At 35.3% G+C, this 26,464-nt stretch carries 24 protein-coding genes; 13 read left to right on the top strand and 11 right to left on the bottom strand.

All coding sequences use genetic code 11. The features are described from left to right. Positions 1–627 carry a nitroreductase family protein gene (locus tag JM172_RS05590; protein ID WP_214481112.1) on the bottom strand — a complete coding sequence of 209 codons (627 nt, stop codon included), beginning with the start codon at positions 625–627 and terminating at the stop codon, positions 1–3. 36 nt (positions 628–663) lie between these two features. Continuing rightward, the gene (locus tag JM172_RS05585) at positions 664–1,560 is read right to left on the bottom strand and encodes a 5'-nucleotidase, lipoprotein e(P4) family (protein WP_214481111.1); all 897 of its coding nucleotides are present in this window, start codon (positions 1,558–1,560) and stop codon (positions 664–666) included. A gap of 165 nt (positions 1,561–1,725) precedes the next feature. Here JM172_RS05585 and JM172_RS05580 point away from each other — a divergent pair, with 165 nt between their 5' ends. After that, positions 1,726–2,910 carry an amino acid deaminase/aldolase gene (locus JM172_RS05580; RefSeq protein WP_214481110.1) on the top strand — a complete coding sequence of 395 codons (1,185 nt, stop codon included), beginning with the start codon at positions 1,726–1,728 and terminating at the stop codon, positions 2,908–2,910. A 176-nt stretch (positions 2,911–3,086) separates the two neighbouring features. On the opposite strand, the gene JM172_RS05575 is transcribed toward JM172_RS05580, so the two are convergent. Then, entirely contained in the window at positions 3,087–4,349 is a 1,263-nt protein-coding gene (locus JM172_RS05575) for an MFS transporter (protein WP_214481109.1), read from the bottom strand. 351 nt (positions 4,350–4,700) lie between these two features. On the opposite strand from JM172_RS05575, the gene JM172_RS05570 reads away from it, so the two are divergent. From JM172_RS05570 to JM172_RS05560, 3 genes are all read left to right on the top strand, one after another. Continuing rightward, the gene (locus JM172_RS05570; RefSeq protein WP_250886523.1) at positions 4,701–7,100 is read left to right on the top strand and encodes a penicillin acylase family protein; all 2,400 of its coding nucleotides are present in this window, start codon (positions 4,701–4,703) and stop codon (positions 7,098–7,100) included. Positions 7,101–7,263: 163 nt separating this feature from the next. Next, positions 7,264–7,953 carry a hypothetical protein gene (locus tag JM172_RS05565; protein ID WP_214481107.1) on the top strand — a complete coding sequence of 230 codons (690 nt, stop codon included), beginning with the start codon at positions 7,264–7,266 and terminating at the stop codon, positions 7,951–7,953. Between the two features lie 95 nt (positions 7,954–8,048). Then, positions 8,049–8,405, top strand: a complete 357-nt coding sequence (locus JM172_RS05560) for a cupin domain-containing protein (protein ID WP_214481106.1) — start codon at positions 8,049–8,051, stop codon at positions 8,403–8,405. Positions 8,406–8,556: 151 nt separating this feature from the next. On the opposite strand, the gene JM172_RS05555 is transcribed toward JM172_RS05560, so the two are convergent. Beyond that, positions 8,557–9,387 (bottom strand): aldo/keto reductase, encoded by an 831-nt coding sequence (locus JM172_RS05555; RefSeq protein ID WP_214481105.1) that lies wholly within the window; start codon positions 9,385–9,387, stop codon positions 8,557–8,559. A 172-nt stretch (positions 9,388–9,559) separates the two neighbouring features. Here JM172_RS05555 and JM172_RS05550 point away from each other — a divergent pair, with 172 nt between their 5' ends. The 3 genes from JM172_RS05550 (at position 9,560) to JM172_RS05540 (ending at position 12,399) form a co-directional block, all read left to right on the top strand. After that, a complete protein-coding gene (locus tag JM172_RS05550) occupies positions 9,560–10,666 on the top strand; it encodes a LytTR family transcriptional regulator DNA-binding domain-containing protein (RefSeq protein ID WP_214481104.1) in 1,107 nt (368 codons plus the stop codon). A gap of 180 nt (positions 10,667–10,846) precedes the next feature. Further along, positions 10,847–11,695: an ABC transporter ATP-binding protein gene (locus tag JM172_RS05545; protein WP_214481103.1), complete on the top strand. Its 849-nt coding sequence runs from the start codon at positions 10,847–10,849 to the stop codon at positions 11,693–11,695. Further along, positions 11,692–12,399, top strand: a complete 708-nt coding sequence (locus JM172_RS05540; protein WP_214481102.1) for an ABC transporter permease — start codon at positions 11,692–11,694, stop codon at positions 12,397–12,399. The genes JM172_RS05545 and JM172_RS05540 overlap by 4 nt, the downstream gene beginning before the upstream one ends. Positions 12,400–12,699: 300 nt before the next feature. On the opposite strand, the gene JM172_RS05535 is transcribed toward JM172_RS05540, so the two are convergent. Beyond that, the gene (locus JM172_RS05535; protein ID WP_214481101.1) at positions 12,700–13,398 is read right to left on the bottom strand and encodes an SIMPL domain-containing protein; all 699 of its coding nucleotides are present in this window, start codon (positions 13,396–13,398) and stop codon (positions 12,700–12,702) included. Positions 13,399–13,498: 100 nt separating this feature from the next. Between JM172_RS05535 and JM172_RS05530 the strand changes: the two genes are divergently transcribed. Beyond that, the gene (locus tag JM172_RS05530; RefSeq protein WP_214481100.1) at positions 13,499–13,744 is read left to right on the top strand and encodes a YusU family protein; all 246 of its coding nucleotides are present in this window, start codon (positions 13,499–13,501) and stop codon (positions 13,742–13,744) included. Positions 13,745–13,903: 159 nt separating this feature from the next. On the opposite strand, the gene JM172_RS05525 is transcribed toward JM172_RS05530, so the two are convergent. Together JM172_RS05525 and JM172_RS05520 are read right to left on the bottom strand one after the other, a co-directional pair. Continuing rightward, complete coding sequence (locus JM172_RS05525; protein ID WP_214481099.1) at positions 13,904–14,239, bottom strand: spore coat protein; 336 nt, start codon at positions 14,237–14,239, stop codon at positions 13,904–13,906. A gap of 16 nt (positions 14,240–14,255) precedes the next feature. Next, positions 14,256–14,522, bottom strand: coding sequence for a hypothetical protein (locus JM172_RS05520; protein WP_214481098.1), 267 nt, complete (start codon positions 14,520–14,522; stop codon positions 14,256–14,258). A gap of 579 nt (positions 14,523–15,101) precedes the next feature. Here JM172_RS05520 and JM172_RS05515 point away from each other — a divergent pair. Further along, the gene (locus JM172_RS05515; protein ID WP_284730429.1) at positions 15,102–16,019 is read left to right on the top strand and encodes a proline dehydrogenase family protein; all 918 of its coding nucleotides are present in this window, start codon (positions 15,102–15,104) and stop codon (positions 16,017–16,019) included. A 486-nt stretch (positions 16,020–16,505) separates the two neighbouring features. On the opposite strand, the gene JM172_RS05510 is transcribed toward JM172_RS05515, so the two are convergent. Genes JM172_RS05510 through nagA form a run of 3 tightly spaced genes read right to left on the bottom strand, consistent with a single transcriptional unit; the run spans position 16,506 to position 19,152 of the window. Further along, on the bottom strand, positions 16,506–17,231 hold the full coding sequence (locus JM172_RS05510; RefSeq protein ID WP_214481096.1) for a GntR family transcriptional regulator: 726 nt from the start codon (positions 17,229–17,231) through the stop codon (positions 16,506–16,508). 20 nt (positions 17,232–17,251) lie between these two features. Beyond that, the gene (nagB, locus tag JM172_RS05505) at positions 17,252–17,980 is read right to left on the bottom strand and encodes a glucosamine-6-phosphate deaminase (protein ID WP_214481095.1); all 729 of its coding nucleotides are present in this window, start codon (positions 17,978–17,980) and stop codon (positions 17,252–17,254) included. A gap of 20 nt (positions 17,981–18,000) precedes the next feature. Further along, entirely contained in the window at positions 18,001–19,152 is a 1,152-nt protein-coding gene (nagA, locus tag JM172_RS05500) for an N-acetylglucosamine-6-phosphate deacetylase (protein ID WP_214481094.1), read from the bottom strand. A gap of 661 nt (positions 19,153–19,813) precedes the next feature. Here nagA and JM172_RS05495 point away from each other — a divergent pair. Further along, the gene (locus tag JM172_RS05495; RefSeq protein WP_214481093.1) at positions 19,814–20,545 is read left to right on the top strand and encodes an SIS domain-containing protein; all 732 of its coding nucleotides are present in this window, start codon (positions 19,814–19,816) and stop codon (positions 20,543–20,545) included. Between the two features lie 17 nt (positions 20,546–20,562). Next, positions 20,563–21,930 carry an N-acetylglucosamine-specific PTS transporter subunit IIBC gene (nagE, locus tag JM172_RS05490; protein WP_214481092.1) on the top strand — a complete coding sequence of 456 codons (1,368 nt, stop codon included), beginning with the start codon at positions 20,563–20,565 and terminating at the stop codon, positions 21,928–21,930. 242 nt (positions 21,931–22,172) lie between these two features. Here nagE and JM172_RS05485 read toward each other — a convergent pair whose 3' ends face one another. Further along, a complete protein-coding gene (locus JM172_RS05485; RefSeq protein ID WP_214481091.1) occupies positions 22,173–22,322 on the bottom strand; it encodes a YuzL family protein in 150 nt (49 codons plus the stop codon). A gap of 359 nt (positions 22,323–22,681) precedes the next feature. Here JM172_RS05485 and JM172_RS05480 point away from each other — a divergent pair, with 359 nt between their 5' ends. Both JM172_RS05480 and JM172_RS05475 read left to right on the top strand, forming a co-directional pair. Beyond that, complete coding sequence (locus tag JM172_RS05480) at positions 22,682–25,066, top strand: 3-hydroxyacyl-CoA dehydrogenase/enoyl-CoA hydratase family protein (RefSeq protein ID WP_214481090.1); 2,385 nt, start codon at positions 22,682–22,684, stop codon at positions 25,064–25,066. 171 nt (positions 25,067–25,237) lie between these two features. After that, entirely contained in the window at positions 25,238–26,413 is a 1,176-nt protein-coding gene (locus tag JM172_RS05475) for an acetyl-CoA C-acetyltransferase (protein WP_214481089.1), read from the top strand. Positions 26,414–26,464: the final 51 nt, after the last annotated feature.

Genomic DNA, 26,464 nt, shown 5'->3' with positions numbered 1-26,464 from the left:
TTAAAAATTGTTATAAAGTGTTATATCTTCTACAGGAAAACGATTTGTTGCATGGGCATCTTTCGCTTTTTTTCCAATCGTTAATAACATGACTGGTACGTACCGTGAAGGAATGTTAAATGTTTTGATGAACTGTGCGCTATCGTAGCCAGCCATAGAGCAAGTGTCATAACCTCGCGCTTTTGCTATGAGCATGAGCTGCATAGCCGCGAGGGAAGGATTAAGTATGGCAGAATGAAGAGCCGCTTCTGGAGATTGGTATGCTCCATTTATTTGTCCAATTAATGTGGACTTTGCTTCTTCTGTCATAAATCCAGCTGCAACTGCTTCACTGTAAACTCGTTCAGCATTTTTATTTGCTTCAAGGTCACCTAAAATGGCAATGACTGCTGACGCATCAACGACTTGTTGCTGATTGAAGGCAATCGGCAATAAGGTATTTTGTAAGTCTGGGTCATCGATAACTAAAAATTTCCAATGCTGAAGATTCCATGCGGAAGGAGCTTTTGCTGCTTCCTGAATCATGTCGTTAAGCTCATTTTTATCAATTTTTACTGAAGGGTCATAAACCCGGATAGAGTGTCTGTCATTAATTACAGTTGTTAAATCAACATTGGTTGTAGTCATATTGCTCCTCCTTGAGTATGTTTATTACATTTACTATTAGCTTGCTCGTTCGAATGGTTTCATTGCCTTTTTCCTTTTATCATCTTTCTCTTCAGGCGTTAAATCCCAGTTGAAATCATATACAGCTCCTTCCCAATCGCCATACATTGGATTAGGAAATACTATGAATTTTGAACCGAAATCAGCCTTTAAATCATCTACCGAAGAGTTACGCTCTGGAACAGTCTGTTTATCAAAAACATCAGCAAAATCTGCTAAATTATCTCCGAAGAGAAGAATGATTTCATGGTCCGCTAGAACTTGATCCCTTCTTGCTTTTTTACTGGATTCATCTGTTTTCAACAAAATACGGTCTTCAGTACTTTGAGGAATTCCGTGATACTCCATATTTTTAATTGTAGCTTCCTTTTGTTCTTCTTTACGGTTTGAAATGTAGTAAATATCTACACCTTGTTCGTCAGCATATTGTAGAAATTCAAGTGCACCAGGTAAAAGCTCTGCGCTAGCCGAGTTAATCCAATCATCCCATCCTTCAGGATATTCAACCTCATTTACAGCCGCATACGCTTGGTACGGGTCATTATCTAAAACAGTTTCATCAAGGTCTAAAACGATTGCTCTCTTCTTTTCAATATTCTCTGTCAAATTTTGGTCAAGCATCATTTTGCCAATATTATATCCTTGATAATATAAAGCATTTCGTTCGCCAGACGTTTGATGCCATAAGGTAGACATAATATTTTCAGCAGGGATATTAACCGTTGAAGCTTGGGGTGCTTCTTCAGTTGTTTCATTTTGCTCTTCAGTTGTTTCTTCTCCAGCTGCATTTTCGCCGGTCTCTTCATTAGCATTAGGTGTACCGCAGCCTGTAATAATTGCGAAGCATAATGCGCTAACGAACCCAATACGAATCAAATACAATTTTGAACACATTTTTTCAGCTCCTTTATATTGTTAGTACATTGATCCTCTATATTTTTTACTGAAAGAGTAAAATTATGAATATGATAATAGGTAGAATGTTTTCAGAAATTTCTGTTAAAATAGTGGGAGATATCGTAGGATTTTTTTAATTTGATAAGGAAGTAGGCGATTTACATGAATTATCAATATTATAAAGACACTTTACAGCATATACAAAAACCATTTGCTTATATTGATCTGGATTTACTTGATGATAATATCACAGAAATTTTAAAGGCCAGTAACGGAAAAAAAATACGCTTGGGCAGTAAATCAATAAGAAGTGTACCAATAATGAAACGAATTATTGAAAGTAATGAACAGTTTGAAGGCATTATGTGCTTTACTGCTAATGAGGCAATTTTCTTAGCTAATTATGGTTTTAATGATGTGTTAATTGCTTACCCTGTTGTAGATCAATCGTATTTAACAGCAATTGCAAAGCAGGTTAAGAAAGGCTCTTTAATCACGTTAATGGTTGATTCTGTAGAACATGTTAAGCTAATTGACCAAGTTGGTGCAACGTATAACGTGGTAATCCCCATTTGTATAGACGTAGATATGTCTGTCGATTTTCCACGCTTTCGATTCGGTGTATACCGCTCACCTTTGCAATCTGCCAAACATGTGGATGACATTGGACAAGTAATAAAAAAATGCCAATACGTTAAACTAGACGGCATAATGGGTTACGAAGCGCAGGTTGCTGGTGTAGGTGATGCTGTAGCAGGAAAATCAGCAAAAAACTTTATTGTAAGAAAGCTTAAAAGTCATTCGATTCAAGCGATTAGTGAAAGAAGAGCAGAGGTTGTTAAAAGGGTAGAAGATCTTGGTTTTTCATTGAGGTTCGTTAACGGAGGCGGTACAGGGAGCCTATCATCAACTTGTAAAGAGCACGTTGTTACAGAAGTAACAGTAGGTTCCGGATTTTTTTCACCAAGCTTGTTTGATTCTTATCAAGATTTCCAATATAAACCTGCTGCAGGCTATGCGTTAGAGATTGTTAGAACTCCGAAAGATCGGTATTATACATGTCTTGGTGGTGGATATATAGCTTCAGGTGCAGTTGGAGATGATAAAACACCTAAGCCGTATTTGCCATCAGGTGCTCGCTTGCATGCCTTGGAAGGGGCGGGAGAAGTTCAAACACCGGTTTTCTATGAAGGGTCAGAACCTTTATCCTTAGGTGATCCGATATTTTTCCGCCATGCCAAAAGTGGTGAACTATGTGAGCGATTTTCGTGTTTGTATGGCATTTCACAAGGTGAAATCGTTGGAGAATATGCAACCTATCGAGGTGAGGGGCAATGTTTTTTATAGGATACGGCCGTTACAGATAATCATCCAGACACTAAGGTTTAATACATATCTTAATAAGCAGTTGTAGCATCATTTTTCTAATCTAGGTGGAGGATTTTCTCCACCTGATTTTTTGACGTTTAAGTTAAAGTGGATCCTAAGTCCTTACGGTAACCATTCATATATGAACTTCTCTATCACTTCTCTAGGTTCTTAATAGCTATGGACGATTCCGCATTGCTAACACTTTTTATGAGGCGTTTGAACATAAGGAGCCAAATGAGGCTTACAACGATACAAATGATTCCAAAACTCGTGCCAATAATATTTGGAGGAATAAATTCTAGTAAAATGCCCGCAAAAAACATGGATAGTTGTATTAATGCTCCAAATAATGAGTAATGAAGAGAAAATACTTTGCCGATTTTATCAGTGGGAGTATTCATTTGTATGAGTGTTGTATCTAATGGAATGATTATGCCTCCAGCAATTCTCATAAATAGTAAAAAGGTAATACCTATGATAAAAACTGAAGAACTTGCAAACAAGGTGAAAAATATCCCTTGAAATAAATATGCTACTCCAAAGTATAAAACCATTTTTTCTTTGTGATTGCCAACAAATCTACTCACAATCCATCCGCCAATAATCGTCCCTATTCCTTGTGTAGCATATAAGATACCTATTCCCATATCGCCCGCATGATAGACAGTCTCCCCATAAACTGTTAATAATATTTGATACACACCGCCAATAAGTCCCCACGAAATACCGACAAGTATAACACCTAATATAATTGGCGTTTGATAGATAAATCGATAGCCATCTTTTAAATCTTCTATAAAACTTAGTTTATTCTGCAAACCACAATATTTTGGAATCGTTGTTGCTTGAATAAAATAAGCAGAAATGAGAAAAGAAACACTATTGAGGATAAAAGCTATATGACTACTGAACATTCCAGACACTAAACCACCTAAAGAAGCACCAATGATAGAAATAATCCCACTAACCGTGCTAGATAAAGAATTAGCCAAGTAAAGATCCTTCTCATCTACTACATCCTTGATGACTCCTTGTCGTGAAGAATTAAAAAACACACTAGTAACCGCAGTGAAGAAATTTACGATAAACACAATCCAAATAAACTGCTCAGCAAATAATAAACCTAATGTGAGCAGCGCTCTTAATATATCTGCTGTCACCATGATTTTTTTTCTATCAAGCTTATCAACGAGTACGCCAGCAAATGGACTAATTAGTAATTGTGGTAGGCCTTTACTTAGAAATGTTAGTGAAACATAAAGTGGAGATTGAGTAATTCCATATACAAGTCCCAGCTGTGCAATCATATTAAACCAATCGCCTAACACACTCGTAGTTTGTCCTAGTAAAAGATTTTTAAAGTTACGGTTTTGTTGAATGAGTTGTCTATAGCTTTCTTTAGATTTTTTACCCATAATATTGTCCTCCAAATTTTATTTCTAAAAGATAGATACATTTCCATGAATTATTTAAAAATTGATTGTTCGTTAAGTTAGTAAGAATAGAAATGTTCGTTACATGTGGGGTGTTGAATAGGCTCATATAGAAAATTTTAGTAAAAAAAATAAGCAATATCGTCGGGGAAAAGACTTAAGCAAGCTACAACTTTAGTATGAAATAGGAATCAGATACATAAATTTCAAACAAATGCAGATTAGTTTTTCGTTAATACTGCGCATAGGTATGAGTATATGTAATATAAAGGATTATGTTCTTTTTATTAGAATATTATGAATATTAATAAAAGTATAAAGGGGGGGAGTTTATTGGAGGCACCATCAGAAAAAAGTAAGCGACTTCTTTTTAATACGAAACGTCGTCGGTTAGTATTCTATAGTATATTTACGATTGTTATTGTTTGCGCTCTGTTGCTTACAGCTGGATATATTTACGTTCTACAAAGTAAACCAAAAACAAAAGGTGAAATCATAATTAGTGGATTACAACAAGAAGTTTCAGTATACCGTGATGAAATGGGTATTCCTCATATTGAAGCAAATAATTTAAAAGATTTGTTTTTTGCTCAAGGGTACGTGACCGCGCAAGAGCGTTTGTTTCAAATGGATTTAATTCGGCGTCAAGCATCAGGTCAACTAAGTGAAGTCATTGGTGAAAGCGCAGTGGATACGGACAAATTTTTCCGCACAATAGGCTTACATCGTGTTGCAAATGAGACATGGGATATTTTATCAGAAGAGACACAGCAAATATTAACAGCTTATACCAATGGGGTAAATGCATTCATCGATACAGTTAATGAAGAGGGGGGGCTTGCTGTTGAATTTCGGTTAATGGGTTATAAACCGGACAAGTGGACAGTTTATGATTCAATTCTTGTAGGTAAGTATATGGCGTATGACTTAGGAGGTCATTGGGAGGGGCAAGCTTTCCGCTATTACTTAGCTCAAAATTTTTCTGACGAACAAACATTAGATCTGTTTCCGACATACCCTGAAGACGGGGCAACTATTTTGCAAGCATTACGTGAAAATCCACTTGATGTGAAACAAAGCTTGGCAGCTGCTCATATGCCAAATGAGTTAAATGGAAGTAATAATTGGGTTGTAGCAGGGGAAAAAACCGAATCGGGCTATCCATATATTGCGAATGATCCTCATCTCGGGCTTGCAACTCCTTCTATATGGTTTGAAACACATCTAAAAACATCAAATTTTGAAATAAGCGGTGTGATTGTACCGGGAGCACCTGGAATCATCCTTGGAAGAAATGAGCATATAGCGTGGGGAATTACGAATGTTGGTCCTGATGTACAAGATTTATATATTGAAAAAAGGAATCCAGAAAATGACTTAGAATTTGAATACATGGGTGAATGGGAAAAAGCAACAGTCATACAAGAGCCAATTGCTGTTAAAGATGGGGAAGACTTAGATTATCAAGTTCTAGAAACCCGACATGGGCCTATTATTTCAGAATTTGCGCATGATGAGAAGTTAGAAACAGCACTTGCGCTGAAATGGACGGCACTCGAACCTTCACCAGAGCTTGAAGTAGTATTGAAATTTGCGAGGGCTGAGAACTGGGATGACTTTAAAGACGCACTCACATATTTTTATGCCCCAGCTTCTAATTTTGTTTTTGCATCAACAGATGGAACAATTGCTTATCGTGCAAATGGGTTAATTCCAATTCGAAAGAATGGGACCAGTCTTGTACCTGTACCTGGTTGGACAGGTGAATATGAATGGGAAGGATTTGTTCCTTGGGAGGAGCTCCCAACAATCGTAAATCCAGATGAAGGGTTTATTTCTACTGCAAATAATCAAGTTGTTGATGATAGTTATCCTTATCATCTGTCAAATATATGGGCGCAGCCATATCGACAACAACGGATTCGCGATGTGTTATTAAGTAAAGATACATTTTCAATGGAGGACATGAAGAACCTCCAACTTGATAACAAGAACTTATATGCAGAAGAGTTTGTACCAATGTTCTTATCACTATTAAATAATGTTCAACTAAGATCCATTGACGAAGAAGTGTTAAGTAAAATGCGTCAATGGGATTTTATAGATGATAAAGACTTAGCCCAACCGCTCGTCTTTCATTTTTGGATGGAAGAAATATCAAATGTGTTGTTTGATGATAAGATTGACGAGGATATGTTAGGTTTCTTTAGAGGGAAATCACAAGTTGTTGACGAACTAATTCGAAGGGCAATTAGTGGAAATCCAGGGCCGTGGATTGAAGATGCAGGGGGATTAGACAAAGTTGTTTTGAATTCATTACAGCGAGCTATTGACAAAGCGGCTGAGCTACAAGGGAATAAAGTAGATAAGTGGAAATGGGGCAATTTTCACGAAATTATTTTTAGTCACCCTCTTGCAGTAATTAAACCATTAAATTTATTATTTAACTCTTCACCGATCCCGGTGAGCGGTAGTAATATTACTGTCAAAGCAGCTAGTTGGAATAGAGAAACAGGAGAAGTTAATCACGGTGCATCATGGCGAGTAATACAAGATTTAGCTGATATGGCAACAAGCTATAGTGTTGTCGGCCCCGGTCAAAGCGGGCACGTTTTAAGTAAAAACTACCACGATCAAATGAAGAGCTGGGCTGAGGGAGAGTATCATGTGACAAGCACTGATTCTGATAACTACCAAAAAAATGCGCATTTATTGTTATTGAAACCAAAATAATTTAACTAATATTTAAAAGGTATGCGTCATAGTTAGTAGATGGTCAGAATCTTTTATAACATTTTTTTAACAGTATTGAAATAGAATATATAGTCATCCTCGTTTAAGCAAACTTTCTATGGGGGTGATTTTTTTATTGATGAAAAAAGGGGAGAATGTATTCATGATTAAAAGTAAACTAAAAAAGTATAAAGCAAAAGCACTTAATAAAGTAGACAGATATGTATATTTACTAAACCCACCTAAGGTTGAAGAAGCTGCACATTGTGATTTTAATCTAAATAATATGATTTATTACAAATATTATGGATCCAATGGTACTTGGATTTCTCCTGATAGCCGAAAATCACTTAATATTCCTTTCAATAAGAAGGAAGGTATGATTGAATGGACTTTTAATACTAAATCAATGGAGGGCATATCAAATCCAGATTATATATATTTTTTTATGATTCGAGATAATTCATATCCTACAGCTATTGAAAATAATTTTTTCTTATGCTTTTACAATGTTCATCAACGGAAATTTAAGGTTTGGCTCTCATTAGATCAAGAAGTAAATTCAGTTATTATTGATACACCAATGTTATGCTGTGAAGAACAAAGAACAGTTAGGTTAACTTGGAATGAAAACGAATATTTTCGAATTTACTTTGATAATGCTAAAGTTAATGAAGTGCCAATTGGGACTTTTAATGTTCAACCTGAGAGAGTCTGTATAGGTGAAAATATGGAACCTACATATCCATCAAGACGCAGTCGTTTTTTATGTAATGAGCTCATTATGTTGTCAAAAGATATAGGGAATTCTCCTATTCCAGAAAATATGTTAATAGACTTCTCTAAAAAATAACAGTTACTATAAAATGTAAAATTATAATTTTTTTTATTGTATTTGAGTTAACTAAAAATTAACCGCTTGAAATTAAATGGTAGGGGGAGTCATAAATGAAAATATATCAGTTTAATAGAAATATGGGAAAAGAAATAACACAATTTGATTCAAACTTTGTCATGTCGCGTATAGGTATCATAGATAAAAAAGCTCATATTGGATTCATGTATCTAAATAAAGAAGGTATCGTCGGCTATCACCAAGCAGTTTCTGATCAGCTGCTATTAGTCGTAAGTGGAAGTGGCACTGTTAGAGGTGAAAATGATGAAACACAATATGTAGAAGCTGGGGATGCAGTGTTTTGGAACAAAGGTGAGTGGCATGAAACTGTGTCAAATGATGGATTAACAGCCGTCGTTATTGAGAGTGAAGAACTAGATCCATCAGCATATATGAAGTTGAGAAAATGAGGCTCAAAGAAACTAAGAAAGTTTTCATTGGACAAAGGACAACAGCGAATCTCAACAGAGAAAATAAATAATGTTAAATTTAAAAGGGGCTTACTAAGTTGTTCACAAGTAATGAGATAGCCCCTTCAACAGTTAAGACAATTACTTTCTATTAAAAGTCAAAATTATCGGGATCTGGTCCGAAACGTAAATCTTCATTTAAGTCATTTATTGTACGCATTTCTTCATTTGTTAATTCAAAATCAAAGATAGAAGCATTTTCAATGATTCGAGGCTCTTTTGTTGATTTTGGTATTGTTACAACACCACTTTGTAAATCCCATCTTAAAATTACTTGAGCTACTGTTTTGTTATGTTTGTTTGCAATCTCAGTTAAAAGTTCGTTATCTAGTAATTTTCCGTGCATTAAAGGTGACCAAGCTTCAAACTGAATTTGATGCTCTCGGCAAAAGTTACGCAACTCTTCTTGTAATAATTTTGGATGAAATTCTACTTGATTCACCATAGGCTTTATTTCTGCTTCAGTTAATAAATCTTGTAAATGATGGACATGGAAGTTACTTACACCAATTGCACGGACCTTTCCATCTTTATAAAGCTGTTCGAGAGCGCGCCACGTTTCTTTGTATTTGCCTTCGACAGGCCAGTGAATAAGATAAAGGTCTAAGTAGTCGAGGTTAAGTCTCGCAAGACTTTCTTCAAAAGCACGTAAAGTTGATTCAAAGCCTTGATCAGAGTTCCAAACCTTTGATGTAATAAATAATTGTTCACGGGGTATCTCGCTTTGTTTAATCGCTTGCCCGACACCTTCTTCATTTTTGTATATTGCTGCTGTGTCAATGCTTCGGTACCCAGCACGAATAGCAGCTTTAACTGCATCTATTACTTGCTTGCCATCCTCAGCCTTATATACCCCCAACCCTAACCATGGCATATCAATGCCATTATGTAATGAAACTGTGCTTGATATTGAATTCAACATAACCAACTCCTTAATTTTCATATCACTTAATATTATGAAGTAGAAGAGATAAAAAATGAATTTTTTGATCTTCATTTTTTTATTTTTGCATTATGTTTATAGTTTTAATGTATAATTTAGGGATAAATAGGTATCTTATTACAACTTTGGATTAAACAGGGGTGAACAAGCTATGGGCATATTAAGTCTGAAAAAGCTTGAAAGGAATATTGGGAATACGGTCTTATTCCCACCTATAGACTTAACAATACATAATGGAGACATCGTTGCAATCCAATGTAACATTGAAGTTGGTGGACAATTCATTCAAATACTGACCGATAGATTACCTAAATCTGGAGGAGGAATTAATTATTTCCAAAAACCATTTATAGGTAATTTTAAAGATATAAGTCCTAACATAGGTGTCCTATTGTCTGATGATGGCTATTATGAACGCCTGACACCGAAACAATATTTACAATTCATTAAGCGGCTGTATAATGTGGATGGCGATATTGAAGTTATTGTTAAAATGGTTGGTTTAATAGATAAACAGAATACAAAAATCGACAAGCTTAGCTTTTCTGAAAAGAAGCGTTTGCAAATTGCCCGGGTAATTTTACAAGATCCACAGTTTTTCATCATGGAAGAACCAACACAAAATGTTGATATTGAAAGTAAAATGATTGTAAAAAGGATAATTGAAGAACTTGCTGAGCAGGGGAAAGCAATATTATTGACGACGAGCGATCTTGAAAATGCGATTATTATGACGAACTGTGTGTATCGTTTGAATGGAGAAGGGTTAAAAAAGATAGATGTAGCTGATGGCGAAGGCGTTAAAAAGGAGATTATTAAGAATAACAACAGGACGACAAAAAATAAAGCAGCTTCAAATGCGGAAATAACTGAGAAAAATATTCAAGATGTTAAAGAGGATCAAGTAATCAATACACAAGTTCGTTTTGAAAAGATTCCGGCTAAAGTGAATGAAAAGATCATTCTCTTTGATCCAACAGAAATAGATTTTATTGAAAGTAATGACGGAATCGCTCATTTACATGTGAAAGGGGAGACTTTTGCGTGTTCTTATACATTAAATGAATTATTTGATCGCTTATATCCATTTGGTTTCTTCAGGTGCCATCGTTCTTATATTGTAAACTTGCAAAAGGTAAGAGAAGTTATAACCTGGACACGTAATAGTTACAGTTTAATTCTAGATGATGCGAAAAAAAGCTCAATCCCGTTATCAAAAGGTAAATTAAATGATTTGAAGGGCATAATTGGAATATAAAATCTGATGATAATACATAATTTGAAACGCCAATCATCTATAAAAAGGATTTATTCATCAACAGATATACTCTTTTCACCTAAAATTTAATGCTAGTAAAAAGAAATGAGCTTATACTAAATACAACAGCGAAACAAACAATTAACTAAATCGGAAATTTTAGGAAAAGGAGTTAATGTTATGAACAATATTATTGAAGTAAGTAATTTAGTTAAGTCATTTAAAAATAAAGTAGCTTTGAAGGATGTTTCTTTTAATGTAAAAAAAGGGGAGACTTTCGGTTTCTTAGGTCCAAGCGGATCAGGAAAAACAACAACTATTAAAATATTAACATCTCAACTTCTACATACATCTGGAGAGGTTCAAGTGTTCGGAGAACATGTAAGCAAATTAAAAGATCCTGCTTATATGAAAAGAATTGGTGTATTAACAGATAATAGTGGGCTATATGATCGACTGTCTGTTTACGATAATCTTGTGCTCTATTGTAAGCTATATGATGTGGATGTGAACAGAATTGATGAAGTATTAGAATCTGTCAACCTAGTTAATGAGAAAAAAACACAAGTTAAAAAGCTATCTAAAGGAATGAAGCAAAGAGTGACGTTGGCTCGTGCCATTCTTCATAAGCCTGACCTATTATTTTTAGATGAGCCAACATCAGCATTGGATCCAGCAAATACGAAAAATATTCACAATGGTTTGCGCCAATTAAATGAAGAGGGAACGACAATCTTTTTAACAACACATGACATGTTAGAGGCAGAAGAGATTTGTGATCGTGTTGCATTTCTTAATAATGGCGAGATTGAGTTACTCGATACACCTCAAAATTTACGCACTAAATTTGCAGATCCTTCCATTTCGTTATTGCTAAAAGGGGATCGAACTATAGTTGTAGATAAGGATGAACAAGGGGCAAAACAAATTTATGAACTGATGAAATCAGGTGATATTGTTTCTATACATTCAAATGAGCCGACACTCGGAGATATTTTTGTACAATTAACTGGGAGGGAATTAGTATGATATTTTCATTGAAAAGAGTAAATGCAATCTTTATTAAGGACTGGATTGATTTACTTAAAAATTCTTACATGCTATTAACAATCGCTATGCCTTTAGTACTTGCAGCTTATTTTGGTAGAGTAGGTAGTAATGATGGAATCTCTCAAATGTTTATAATTAATTTAACTTTTACGCTAGTAGGGACTTTCGTACAAGCTTCTATAGTCGCTGAAGAAAAAGAAAAAAATACACTGAGAGGACTATTACTTTCACCAGCTAGTACATTGGAGATTCTAGTAGGAAAAAGTACATTATCAGCCGCAGCTACAATGGTTGTCGTTGCTGGTGTTATGTTTCTTAGTGATTTTCAGATGGTATCTTTACCACTCTTTATATTGATGTTAATTGTAGGATTAATTATATATATTTCGGTTGGTACAATGATTGGTTTACTTTCTCGTACAGTAATGGAAACCGGAGTAGTTGGAATGCCAATTTTGGTCATATTAGGAATGGGTTCTATATTCACTTCGGTGACAGATAATGAATTGATTATAAAGCTAGTAAGCTATTTACCGAGTGAGCAATTTAATTATATGTGGACTCAATTTAATGATACTGGAAGCTATAGCGATATTTTTGGAAATCTGTTTATCCTTCTTATTTGGGTAGTTGTAGCGATTGCTGTTACGTTAATTACTTATAAGAAAAGAAGGTTTGACTAGTAAAAGCTATACAATAAGACAGCCAGGGAGAGAGCAGGCTCTCTCCCTGGCTGTTTTTTTATAGGCTATTTTCGTAAACTTTGTTGTTATTTTTATGAACAATGGACAATTTGATGAATTTTATTAGAGCTTAATAATTGTAAAATTAGAAAAGATGCCCGGTACACTAGATGGATACGTGCTTATATATTAGTACGTATATCAACAACCAATGCGAGAATAGCCGTTTTTGGGTCGATTAGTCAAGAAGAACAATTAGTATAGCTATGCTCTTGCTTTTTTGAGGACTTGATCAACAGGCTAGTTCTTATAATTAAATTGAGCTTCAATTTCCGCAGTTATGCTAATTTCTCTAGGCAGAATAGATGTAGTAGGAGTAATTGTTGTAGACATAAGTGGTTGTTCTTCAGAAAATGTCCTGTATGGAGGGTGACCAAGCTCTTTAATCTTTGTAGGAGTTTGATTTATTTGTGCATGAATCGTTTCTGCAATGACAGCAGCTTTTCGAATGGCATGATTTACAGCAGCTTGTAGAGCCTGCAGGTAGTAGGGGTCAGGATCTGATAATTCAAAACTTAATCTTCCAGCACTGCTAGCTCCATTTTGAAATGCTACATCATAAATTTTGCCAGACATATGGCTGTTTCGAACCGTAATTTTTAACTGGTGTGTAACTTTAAATCCTTCTAGTATGCTTTCGTTATCAACTGTTTTATACTTTGGAAATACGTTATATGCCATTGTTTCAATATCATTTTTGTCAATTCCCAACTCAATTAAAGAACGAATAAGCTGTGTTGACTGTAATGCATTTTGTTGTTGAGCAGTGGTGGCGCTCTGATCCTCAGTAATAACACCTAATTGCATAGAAACTAGGTCTGGTTTTACAGTTACTTTCCCACGTCCTTCGACAATGATATGTGGCTCAACTTTGTCATGTTGAGTGTGTCTTTTATTTAGCTGTTTAGGAAAAGGATTGTAATAAGGGTACGAATTCATCGAAACAACCCTTTCTTTTTTAGGAGTAATAAATTGTATGTAGTAAAGTGTAAGATTATAATATATACAGTTAAAGTATTTGTTCAAAGGGGCTGAGATGGTGGAACAAAAATTTATAGAGCAGTTTGACGGTTTACTTGAAAAATATGCTGATTTATTAGTTGGTCAACATACTCCTGATACAATCAAAAAGGTTGAGATGTGGGCGCTTTATACTCATATTGCGAAAAGCATGCCTGCATTGGCTAAGCATTGGAATGAAATGTACCCAGATGCAAAGGAAGAAATGAAGAAGGTTATCGCTGAAATTAAACAATTAAATGAAGAACATCGTACATCAAAGTAGGGCAGACACAAAGAGTTGTGTGTGTCCTACTTTGGTAAAGGTATCTTTGGTTAGACTGGCTGCCGAAATGTTATTTTCCTAACCTCAAGTTCTAATAAAAAACAACAAGCACCTTTAAATAAAGCGCTTGTCGGGGAGAATCAGGATGAGAGATTTTTCTTATTGGGTCATATTGTTATATGGAAATTGACTCGTATAGCCTTGGAATTGTTGATAAGATTGTTGTAGCTTCTGTTGTTCACTAGCCTCGATTTTGTACCAACCTTTTTGGAACATTAGGTTGTATAGCTGTCTTTGACAATTTTGCGTTTCGTTAAAGACATTTTGTATATCTTGATAAAGTGCTTGATGACTTGCTTCATTCAATGCTGTACAGTAAGAATCTGTCATATATTTTTCAGTTGCAAGCATGTCATTTAAAAAATCACGTTCGTTCATTTCAGGTGTTTGAGGTGTCGGTGTTTTTGGGTTTTGAATTTTGTTTTGATTATTCATTGATGATGTTACCTCCTTATTGCATTGGTTGGGTTCGCTGATTGTTATTTTGCAAATGGGACATTATTATACCGTAATGTCGTTGATGCATTTGTCCAGCTCGCTCTATAGCTGATATAATTTCTTGATCTTGACATTGTCTAGCAAAGAAATGTGCTTTCTTCATAGCTAATAAATTCCAAGAAAGCATGTCAGTTAAGTACATCGAGTCTTTTGTTGATATTACTTGTGGTGGCTGTGGCATTGCCATTGTTTGGTTTTGAGTCATATTTTGTTGCTGCATCATTAAACCCTCCTTATTAACTTCAAAATTTATCGTTCCCTAACGGCTAATACCTATACAAATTATTATTAACGCTTTTATCGTAAACTTTGTTGCTATTATTACTAAAAATGGACATTAAAATTGGGTTTGATCTTAATGTTGAAAAGATGACACGAACGTTAGAAAAACTTAAAACGAAAAGCAACAACCAATGTGAAAATAGCCTGTTAAACAATTTGTCATATTTTCGACAAAAATAGCGTTAAATTATATTCAAAAATAATAAAAGATGATAAAATAATGCTGGCTAGTAGAAAAAATAAATACAGCCTTCTTAAAAATGCGAGTTTAAAAAGTACGAAGAAGAAATCATGGTGGTAGGCGTATTAAAGTGGGGCTACTAACTGCTCGAAAAAACACATACGATCATGAACAGTGAAATTACACATAGCTACGAAATGACATATACTCAAACTACGAAGAGGAAAGCTCATTTCAGGATAGCTTGTACAAAGTTTATACAACATCTTTTTCCACACTTTTTGAGGACTCTGCTAACTCAAATGAATGCGGTTACAAAAAGGAGGTTATTATAAATTGGAACAAGTGATGAAAAACTTTTTCTTATTTTTATCAAAGAATAAACCTATGACAAAGTTAGCAAAAAAATACGGTTTGCGTTTTGGTGCAGGTAGGTTTGTTGCAGGGGAAACGATTAACCTAGCTGTTGATGTGATTAAAGAGCTAAATAGTAAAGGGCTAGTTGTAACAATTGACTATTTAGGTGAATTTGTTGATAACGAAAAAGAAGCTAACGAAATGGCAGATCAGTCAATTGAAGCAATTAAGGCAATTGGTAGAGAAAATTTAGATTCACAGCTATCATTAAAAATGACTTCTATGGGTTTGGATATATCTGACCAAGTGGTAATGAGAAATATGCGTAGAATTTTACAAGCTGCAAAAGACAATGGTGTGTTCGTTACTATCGATATGGAAGACTATTCTCGATGCCAGAAAACAATAGATATTTTCAAAGAGTTAAGAAAAGAGTTTGATAATGTAGGGACAGTTATCCAATCATATTTATATAGAACAGAAAAAGATATTGAAGACTTAAATGACTATCATCCTAATCTACGGCTAGTAAAAGGGGCATACAAAGAATCCCCTGAAGTAGCATTTCCTGATAAGAAAGATGTAGATGACAACCTTAAAAAAATTATAAAAATGCATTTATTAAATGGGAATTATACAGCTGTAGCAAGCCACGATGATGCGATTATAGAATATACTAAACAACTCGTTAAAGAGCACAATATTCCGAATGATCAATTCGAGTTTCAAATGTTATATGGAATAAGAACAGAACGCCAACTGGAGCTTTCAAACGAAGGATATAAAATGAGAGTGTACGTACCATATGGAACAGATTGGTATGGCTACTTTATGCGTAGGTTAGCGGAAAGACCAGCTAATGTTGCGTTTGTAGTAAAGGGAATGGTCAAAAAATAAAGATTTTTGGACTTCTCCATACCTTTGTATAATTAGTGAACGAATAAAATAGTAGAATGATAAATTATCAAGATAAAGCCAGCCTTATTCGATAGATGGTTTTAGTGAATAGGGCTGGTGATTTTATTATACTATGGGGTTATAATCATACTAAGTTGATAATCTCTAGGGAAGTAGACTCTGAGTCCTTATTGTCTAACTCTTAAGCCTATTTCACTTTATCTTGGAGGTTAGTATTGATTGTTATTTTTTGAAAAAAACATAAACAGTTTTTGTCAACTGTTCTCGCATTAATTATTGTGTTTCGTACTTAAACATTAACACGGCAAATATTATTTCTTGATATAAAATGACGTCAATGAATTATAAATCATTTTGTTTTGCTAATATTGTCACTCTAACAACAAAGGTTACGAAAAGAGCCATTCGATAAAATCATTATCCATTATCGAATGGCTCTTTTGTTATTTTAAAATAATAATAATGTTAATTTCTCTTCATATTAATAACAAATTTATATCGATCAGCTCGATAAACTGATTTAACGAGCTCTAGCGGCTGCCCGTTTGTTAACTTAGTTTGTCTCCGAATATATAATATTGGTGCATTTTTATTTATACCTAAATCTTTCGCTTCATCTGCTCTCGCAATTGACGACTCAATAATTTGCTTTGCAGCGTCTATTTGTAAACCTAGTTCATTTTCAATGTAAGAATAAAGTGAACGATTGACTATGTCTTCGGTTAGGCCCTTTACCAAATTTGCAGGTATATAGGTTGTTTCAATTGCCATCGGTAAGTCGTCAGCAAATCTTATTCGTTTTATTTCATATAGAGGGTCATGTTCATTTATTAATAGCTTGTTTGAAATACTACGACTTGCTGGAATAAGCTCAAATTTAAGAAGTTTACTTCCTGGTTTCATCCCTCTTTTTTCCATATCCTCAGTAAAGCTTGTTAAGCCTTGTAATGTTTGTTCTATTTTCTTTTCACCAACGAAAGTACCTCTGCCCTTTTGTCTATATAAATATCCTTCATTAACTAAGTTTATAATCGCCTGCCTGATCGTCATGCGGCTTACGCTAAATTGTTCAGAAAATTCTCTTTCTGAAGGAATTGCATCACCAGGGGTAAGTTCTTCATTATCTATTAAATTCTTTATATATTCTTCAATTTGATAATAGATTGGCACAGGTGATTCTCTGTCGATCATTTCTAGCTCTCCTTTCGCTATTAAGTTAGTGAAAGCGCTGCTTTATCTGCTATGATTGTAACATGTGGATGATCATATAAGGAAGATGCAGGAAATTCTTCGCTCATATTTTGTTCTACTAATAGTTTATGGACAGCTTTTCGTTTATCTTTACCTGATATAAGTAAAAGTATCTGTTTACTTTCAAGAATAGTTTGAATACCCATCGTAATCGCATATTTAGGAACTTCATTAATGTGTTGAAAAAATCGCTCATTTGCATATCGAGTTGATGAGGTTAATTTTACAATATGCGTACGGGTCTTAAAGGAAGTATATGGTTCATTAAAGCCTATATGACCATTGTGTCCGATGCCTAATAATTGTAGATCTATGCCACCTAATGAATGAATAAGCTTATCGTAGTTGTTGCACTCTCTTTGTAAATCGTTTGCCATTCCGTTCGGAATATGTGTTTGAGAGTAAGGAATATCAATATGATTAAAAAGATGCTCATTCATAAATGAAAAGTAACTGTTTATGTCATCCTTAGCTAAGCCTACATATTCATCTAAATTAACAGTCTTTACATAACGATAAGATGTGTTATTTTTTTGAAAATCATTAATCATTTGTTTATAAGTACCTTTAGGTGTACTACCAGTCGCTAAACCTAAAACAAGATCTGGCTCGTTTTGTATGTTTTTTATAATATGTTGAGCGGCTTTAATACTCAAATCATGGTAGTCTTCTGCTTGTATGATTTTCATGAGCAATTCACCTCGTGTATTTATCTCTCGTATGAGATAACTCCTCGACAGATAGTCATAACTAGATTGTTTTGTTCATCTAAAATAATAAGGTCTGCATCTTTATTTTCTTTTATACTACCTTTACGATCAAAGACGCCACATTGTTTAGCAGGATTCTTTGAGGCAATTATGGTTAATTCAGTAAGAGATACATTTGTGTAAGTCGAGATATTTTGCATTGCTTGATCCATCGTTAATAAACTACCAGCTAATGCTCCTCCATCCAAAGTTGCTTTACCATTTTTCACGTGTACATTTTGACCACCTAAGTCATAGATGCCATTTCTTAAACATTTTGCACGCATCGCATCGGTAACTAGAATTGTTCGCTCACATCCAATGGAACGGTAAGCAAGTTCAATCATTTTAGGAGAAACGTGTATACCATCAACAATCATTTCAACAAATAATTCATCTCGCATCATTGCTGCACCTACAACACCTGGTTCTCGATGATGTAAGCCGCTCATGCCGTTAAATAGATGAGTAATGTGAGATGCTCCAACACGAATGGCATCAACTACTTGATCATAAGTAGCGTTTGAATGCCCGATAGAAGCAACAACGCCATTTGAACTTAAATATTTAATCAAGGCCAAACCATTGTTTATTTCGGGTGCTAGCGTCACCAGTTTAATATTGTTACCTGAAAGCTTTTGCCAGCTTTTAAATAATGATATATCTCCCTCTAAAATGTAATCATAAGGTTGTGCTCCTGCTTTTTGTGAATTAATAAATGGGCCTTCAAGGTGAATTCCTAATATTTCAGCTTGACCATCATTCTGAGATTCCATATAGTTACCAACATTGAATAATGCCTGTTCTATTTTTGATTGATGTTGTGTAATTGTTGTAGCTAAATAGCTAGTTGTACCTTCTTGTGGTAATGCTTTCGAAATTGTATCCAGTGCATGTGGAGAGGCGTCCATAATATCAGAACCATGTGCACCATGAATATGAACATCAATCATTCCTGGTAGGCATTTATAATTGTTAGGAAATTGAATGATGTTAGTGTCAATTTCATCTATGTGTTCACTGATTGACTCAATTTTGCCATCAGTAATCTTAATAGTACCTTGTTCAATCGTTCTATCTTCGGCATAAATTGTTAAGCCTTTAATAAGCATATCGAAAACTCCTTATGCTTTTTTCTATATCATATCATGTTAATTATTAGTTGTCTAGACAACTATACATATATAAAAATTGGTATAGACAACTATATATTATAATGATACGATATAGTTGTTCCACTAGGCTACCTGTAAAATATTAATTGCAAGTTTTAGCAAGTTGATGGAGAGGTTGAAAAACTCTCTATCGGTGCAAATTATGAATGCGTTTACAAAATGTTCATGTCACGTGCTGGTTAAATATCAGAAAATTGCGTTAATTTAACAAGCTCTACAATATGTTCAATAGTGACCTTAACATTATTACTTAATAAAAGAAGGCTCTTTTCGTAAACTTTGTAGCTATTTTTACTTAAATTGGACAGTAAGATGAGTTTTAAGAGAGCTTAATCATTGTAATAGTAGAAAAGATGCCACAAACGATCGACACCTTAGAATGAAAAGCAACAATCAACGCGAAAACAGCCTTAAAGAATGGCCACCTAGTTATATAAATTTTAATTTTCACCATTAATTAAAGGTCACTTTCTTTGTAAGTTGCACTTTAGACTCAAATCTGTCATTTGGTCATGAATAAAAATAATGGGGTGATGTATAGGGAGAATATAAAAAAGATTATTAAGGAAGCGGAGCTTATTTTCTTGGGGGTGGATGTATGCTTACTCAATATTTGGATGAAGTTGAAAGATTGCTTAATAAGGTGAAATCCAATGAACAAACATTAACAAACGCTGCATCAATATTAGCAAATACACTTGAAAAAGAAGGCATTATTCATATATTTGGTTGTGGACATTCACATATCATCTCAGAGGAAATCTTCTATCGCGCAGGGGGGCTAGCATGTGTAAACCCTATTCTTATAGAAGATTTAATGTTATTTAAAGGCCCAGTCAGGTCTTCAATGCTTGAAAGGGTTAATAATTTTATAGAAGTTAACCTTGAAAAATATCAAATTCAAGAAAATGATGTTTTTATCGTTGTGTCTACTTCAGGTATTAATCCAGTTCCTATTGATGCTGCGCTATATGCAAAGAGGAAAGGGGCTCAAGTGATCGCTTTAACATCGCTTGATTTTTCAAAACATGTAAAGTCAAGGCATATAGATCAAAAACGCTTGCATGAAGTCGTTGATCTTGTAATAGATAACTATTCTCCTACAGGCGATGCTGTCATGACTGACGATCGACTACAGCAACCATTTGGACCAACTTCTACAATTATTAATACTGCAATTATAAATAGTGTAATCGTAGAGACCATTAATATTCTACTAATGAAAAATATTAAACCACCCATTTTCTTAAGTGGAAACCTACAAGGCTCAGATATCCACAATCAGGATTTAATTAATCAATATAAAGATAGAGTCACACACCTTTTATAGAATTGGGGAGATGAAAAATGTTTAAATTTTTACAAAGAATTGGGAAGTCACTTATGCTACCAATTGCTGTATTACCAGCCGCAGCATTATTACTTCGTTTTGGAGCAGAGGATATATTAAATATCCCGTTTATATCTGCTGCTGGTGGAGCATTATTTGCAAATTTATCACTCATCTTTGCAATAGGGATTGCAATAGGATTATCAAAAGATAATCACGGTGCTGCAGCACTAGCAGGTGCAGTCGGATATTTTGTCTTAACAGATGCAACGCAAGCTATTAATGATGAAATTAATATGGGGGTTCTAGGTGGTATTTTAGCGGGGATTATAAGTGGTCAATTGTATAATCGCTATCATGATATAAAATTGCCAGAATGGTTAGCCTTTTTTGGAGGAAGAAGGTTCGTTCCAATTGTTACATCTATCGCGATGCTTATAATTGCTTTGCCATTAGGGTTTATTTGGCCACCTATTCAAGAGGGGATTAATAGTTTAGGTGAATGGATTATTGGTGCAGGTGCAGTTGGTGTTGGCGTATTCGGCTTCTTAAACCGTTTGTTAATTCCGTTAGGACTTCATCATGTCATAAACACCTTAGTTTGGTTTGTGTTCGGCGAATATGGAGGAGCAACAGGGGATTTAAATCGCTTCTTCGCTGGTGACCCAACAGCAGGTCAATTTATGACGGGCTTCTTTCCAATCATGATGTTTGGCCTTCCCGCAGCATGCCTAGCAATGATAGCTGCCGCAAAACCTGAACGAAGAAAACAAGTTTCTGGCGCACTGATAGGTATTGCTTTAACGTCATTTTTAACAGGTATTACTGAACCGATAGAATTTACGTTTATGTTTATCGCACCACTATTGTATGTTATTCATGCATTATTAACGGCGAGTTCAATGGTAGTGACGAACTTACTTGGCATCCACGACGGTTTTGGATTTTCAGCGGGTGTTACAGATTATTTATTGAATTTTGGAATTGCCCAAAAACCTCTTTTATTATTAGTAGTAGGATTAATTTATGGAGTAATTTACTTCATCGTATTTTATGTTCTTATAAAGGTTATGAATATTAAAACACCAGGCCGAGAGGATGAGGCAATTGAGGAGGATCCTATCGCATCAGCTGGAACAGGTGATAAATATACTACAATGGCTGAGAGCTTCCTACAAGATTTAGGTGGTAAAGAGAATATTACTAGTATAGATAACTGCGCCACTCGACTTCGATTAGAGGTGAAAGACAGCAGTGCTATAAGAGAAGCTTCATTAAAGAAACATGGTGCTCACGGAGTTATGAAAGTAGATGACAATCATATTCAAGTAATTGTAGGAACAAATGTTGAATTCGTAGCAGATGCGTTAAAGCGCATGGTATAGTATAGGCAGTTTGGACAGTAAACAGCATATTTGACAAGTGAAAGTGCGAATTTGGATAGTAAACCATACATTTCGGCTAGTAAAAGGGGAAAATTTAAAGTTTATCTGTTTGACTGAATGTTCATCATAAAGCTTAACCCAGACCATGATTTCACACGAAGGCAATGCGCCTTCGTGTGAAACCTGTCTTAGTATTGTAATTAACGGATATTCCGCTATTGTTTAACCGGTAAAACGCCTTTTTATTCCTCGGGTTGCATATTATGCTTTTTATATTGCTGATTTTGGCTTTGAGTTTTTCCACCCTCATTTTCAACCGTAGGACCAGCATTCCCTTTTACACTTGCTGCGCTTACTCCTGCTTTTGATGGACTCTTCTTCATGCGTGCCATTTCGCATCACCTCCATTTTATTAACGTTTCCAAAGTGAACATTTTTATCAAGATAATAATTATGAGGCTCTTTACATAAGGATGTTTTTGCATTAATTTTTGCTTTTCTTAATAAGCACGCACATAACTACATTTTTTTTCACAGGAAAAATAGCCATTCGTTATAGAACGTTGTTAATCTTCTTGTAGAATAATGTTGTATTTTGAAAAAAATTACCTATTTTATTTCTCCTATATTGCGAAAATTTGAAAAATCATTTATATTTATAATTAAAGGAACTCATTCTAGGTAGGCAGTATTTTTTTTGACAGTAAAATGAATGAGTATTCATTCAAAAAGTCAGAGGAGGAGAAATGGAATGGTCCAACATATTAAAAAAGCAGCTGTTCTTGGTTCAGGTGTAATGGGCTCTGGAATAGCAGCACACTTAGCTAATATTGGGGTTCCCACTATATTGTTAGATATTGTACCTCGAGAGTTAGCAGACGATGAAAAAGCTAAGGGGCTAACATTAGAAGATAAAAGTGTAAGAAATCGATTAAGCTCTCAAGCTATTAAAAAACTGTTAAAGCAAAAGCCAGCTCCGCTAATGTCAAAGGACAATATTGTGTTAATTGAAGCAGGTAACATGGAAGATGACATGGAAAGGCTTTCTGAATGTGATTGGATAATTGAAGTTGTTGTAGAAAATCTAGAAATTAAGAAACAAGTATTTGAACGTATTGAACAAGTAAGAAAGCCAGGGAGTATCGTAAGTTCTAATACTTCTGGAATATCAATTGAGGCAATGGCAGAAGGTCGTTCCGATGATTTCAAAAAACACTTTCTTGGAACACACTTCTTTAACCCGCCTCGCTATTTAAAACTGTTGGAGGTTATTCCTACAAAGGATACTTCTCCTGAAGTTTTATCTTTCATTAAGCAGTATGGGGAAGAAAAACTAGGAAAAGGTGTAGTTGAAGCGAAGGATACACCTAATTTTATTGCTAATCGAATTGGAACTTATGGGCTTCACATCACTGTAAATGAAATGTTAAAAGGTGGCTACAGCGCCGGTGAAGTTGACTCGGTAACCGGTCCATTAATTGGTAGACCAAAAAGTGCAACTTTCCGCACGCTTGATGTTGTCGGTTTAGATACATTCGTTCACGTTGCAAAAAACGTATACGATAATGTTGAAGGTAAGGATAAAGAAGTATTTGTTACTCCAGAATTTATGAAAAAGATGGTTGAAAAAGGTTGGTTAGGTAGTAAAACTGGTCAAGGCTTTTTCTTGAAAAAAGGAAAAGAAATTTTACAATTAAATCCAGAAACGTTTGAGTATGAGCCAAGAACAAAGCTAAAAGCGCCATCTATCGAAATGAGTAAACAAATTAAGAAGCTTCCTGAGAAATTGAAAGCGCTTGTATATGCAGAGGATAGAGCTGGGGCACTGCTATGGAATATTATTAGCCCTGCACTCTTGTATTCTGCTGAACTATTAGGTGAGATTGCAGATGACATCGTTGCAATTGATAAAGCGATGAAGTGGGGCTTTGGTTGGGAAATCGGTCCATTTGAAATGTGGGATGCAATCGGTTTAGAGAAATCAGTAAACAAAATGAAGTCTGAAGGAAAAGAGATTCCAGCGTGGATAGAAGAAATGCTTTCAAACGGTATTACTTCCTTCTATAAAAAAGAGAACGGTGGAGTTGCATACTTAGACAAAGATGAATACAAGCTGCTAAAGGAAAACGAAAAAATTGTTCATCTTAAGAGCTTAAAAGAGAAAAATGGAGTTATTAAGAAAAATAGTGGTGCTAGTTTAATAGATATTGGTAATGATGTAGCACTTTTAGAGTTCCATTCTCCAAATAATGCCATTGGATTAGACATCATTCAAATGGTTAATTATTCTCTTGAAGAAGTCGATCGTAACTATAAAGGATTAGTAATAGGAAACCAAGGTAAAAACTTCTGTGTCGGAGCTAATCTAGCAATGATGCTTATGGAAGCACAGGACGATAATTTCTTTGAAATTGAAATGGTTATACGTCATTTCCAACAAGCAATGATGAATGTGAAATATAGCGCTAAGCCAGTTGTTGCCGCACCATTCGCTATGACGTTAGGCGGCGGTACAGAAATTAGCTTACCGACAAGTCAGATTCAAGCATCAAGTGAAACATATATGGGCTTAGTTGAAGTTGGTGTAGGTTTAATTCCAGGTGGTGGTGGTAATAAAGAGCTTTACATTAACCATCTGAAAACAATGCCAAAAGGTGTAGATTTTGATCTGCAAGCTGTCGCAAATAAAGTATTCGAAACGATAGCAATGGCTAAAGTGTCAACATCTGGACCTGATGCTCGAAACTATAATTTCTTAACAAAACAAGACGGCATTAGCTTTAATGGAGATCATCTTATCCATGATGCAAAACAAGTTGTCATATCACTTTATGATAAAGGCTATCAAGCTCCTAAACGTGAGATGGTTCCAGTGGTTGGGGAAACAGGATATGCAACATTATTATTAGGAGCACAAAATATGCATTTATCTGGATATATCTCCGATCACGACTTAACAATTGCGAAAAAACTGTCACACGTTATTGCAGGTGGTAAAGTACCATTTGGAACAAAGGTCGATGAGCAATACTTACTTGATTTAGAACGTGAGGCGTTCGTTAGCTTAATTGGAGAACCAAAAACACAGCAACGTATGCAACACATGTTAGTAAAAGGTAAGCCGTTACGCAATTAATAATAACTACTATGTGTTCAAAAAGGCTGGATAGAGATTAGGAAAGAACATCTATGTGAGTTTTGCAGTAATTATGTGGATCAGTATTTCTTAAATAAGCATAGTTTTTGAACATCGTCTAAAAATGCTTCCACCTATTCGAAAAAATACGGAGAAAAGCGGGGGAATGATGTGAGAGAAGCTGTTATTGTTGCTGGTGCTCGAACACCGGTTGGTAAAGCGAAAAAAGGGACATTAAAAGATGTACGTCCTGATGATTTAGGGGCTGCTGCAGTAAATGAAACATTAAAACGTGCAGGTAACTATGAAGGTAATATAGATGATTTAATCATTGGTTGTGCAATGCCAGAGGCAGAACAAGGATTAAATATGGCTAGAAATATTGGGGCGCTTGCTGGGCTACCTTACACCGTTCCAGCAGTTACAGTAAATAGATATTGTTCATCTGGCTTACAAACAATTGCCTATGGTGCAGAAAAAATCATGCTTGGTCACGCAGATACAGTTATTGCTGGTGGGGCAGAATCAATGAGTTTAGTACCAATGATGGGGCATGTTGTTCGTCCAAATGCGAAGCTTGCTGAGAGTGCACCAGAATATTACATGGGCATGGGTCATACAGCTGAACAAGTTGCAATGAAATATGGTATTACGAGAGAAGAACAGGATGCATTTGCTGTGCGAAGCCATCAGAAAGCAGCGAAAGCAATTGCAGAAGGAAAGTTTGCTGATGAAATCGTACCAGTAGACGTAACAATGCGTTCTGTAGGTAAAGACAATAAAGTTCAAGAAAAAACAATTCAATTTTCTCAAGATGAAGGTGTACGCCCTGATTCCTCTGTTGAAGGATTAGCGAAACTTAGACCAGCATTTTCTGTCACAGGATCTGTAACAGCTGGTAATGCTTCACAAACGAGTGACGGTGCAGCTGCGGTGATGGTGATGGATAGAGAAAAAGCTGATTCATCTGGCTTGAAGCCGATGGCTAAATTCCGTTCATTTGCAGTCGGTGGAGTACCGCCAGAAATCATGGGAGTTGGACCGGTTGTAGCTGTTCCTAAAGCATTAAAATTAGCTGGGTTAGAATTAGCTGATATTGGCTTATTCGAATTAAATGAGGCGTTTGCTTCACAATCAATTCAAGTTATTCGTGAATTAGGTTTAGATGAAGAAAAGGTTAACGTGAATGGTGGGGCAATTGCATTAGGGCATCCACTTGGTTGTACTGGGGCTAAACTTACGTTATCTCTTATTCATGAAATGAAACGCCGTAACGAACAATTTGGGATTGTAACGATGTGTATTGGTGGCGGAATGGGTGCTGCTGGGGTATTTGAATTAGTATAGAGTGTTCGGAACAAATAGGGGGTATTTGGTCGGAATCATAAAGCAGTGTTA

The organism is Bacillus sp. SM2101 (assembly GCF_018588585.1).
GTDB classification, from domain to species: domain Bacteria; phylum Bacillota; class Bacilli; order Bacillales; family SM2101; genus Nanhaiella; species Nanhaiella sioensis.
The sequence above is the reverse complement of the archived record's forward strand: the minus strand, read 5'-3'. Positions and strand labels throughout refer to the sequence as shown.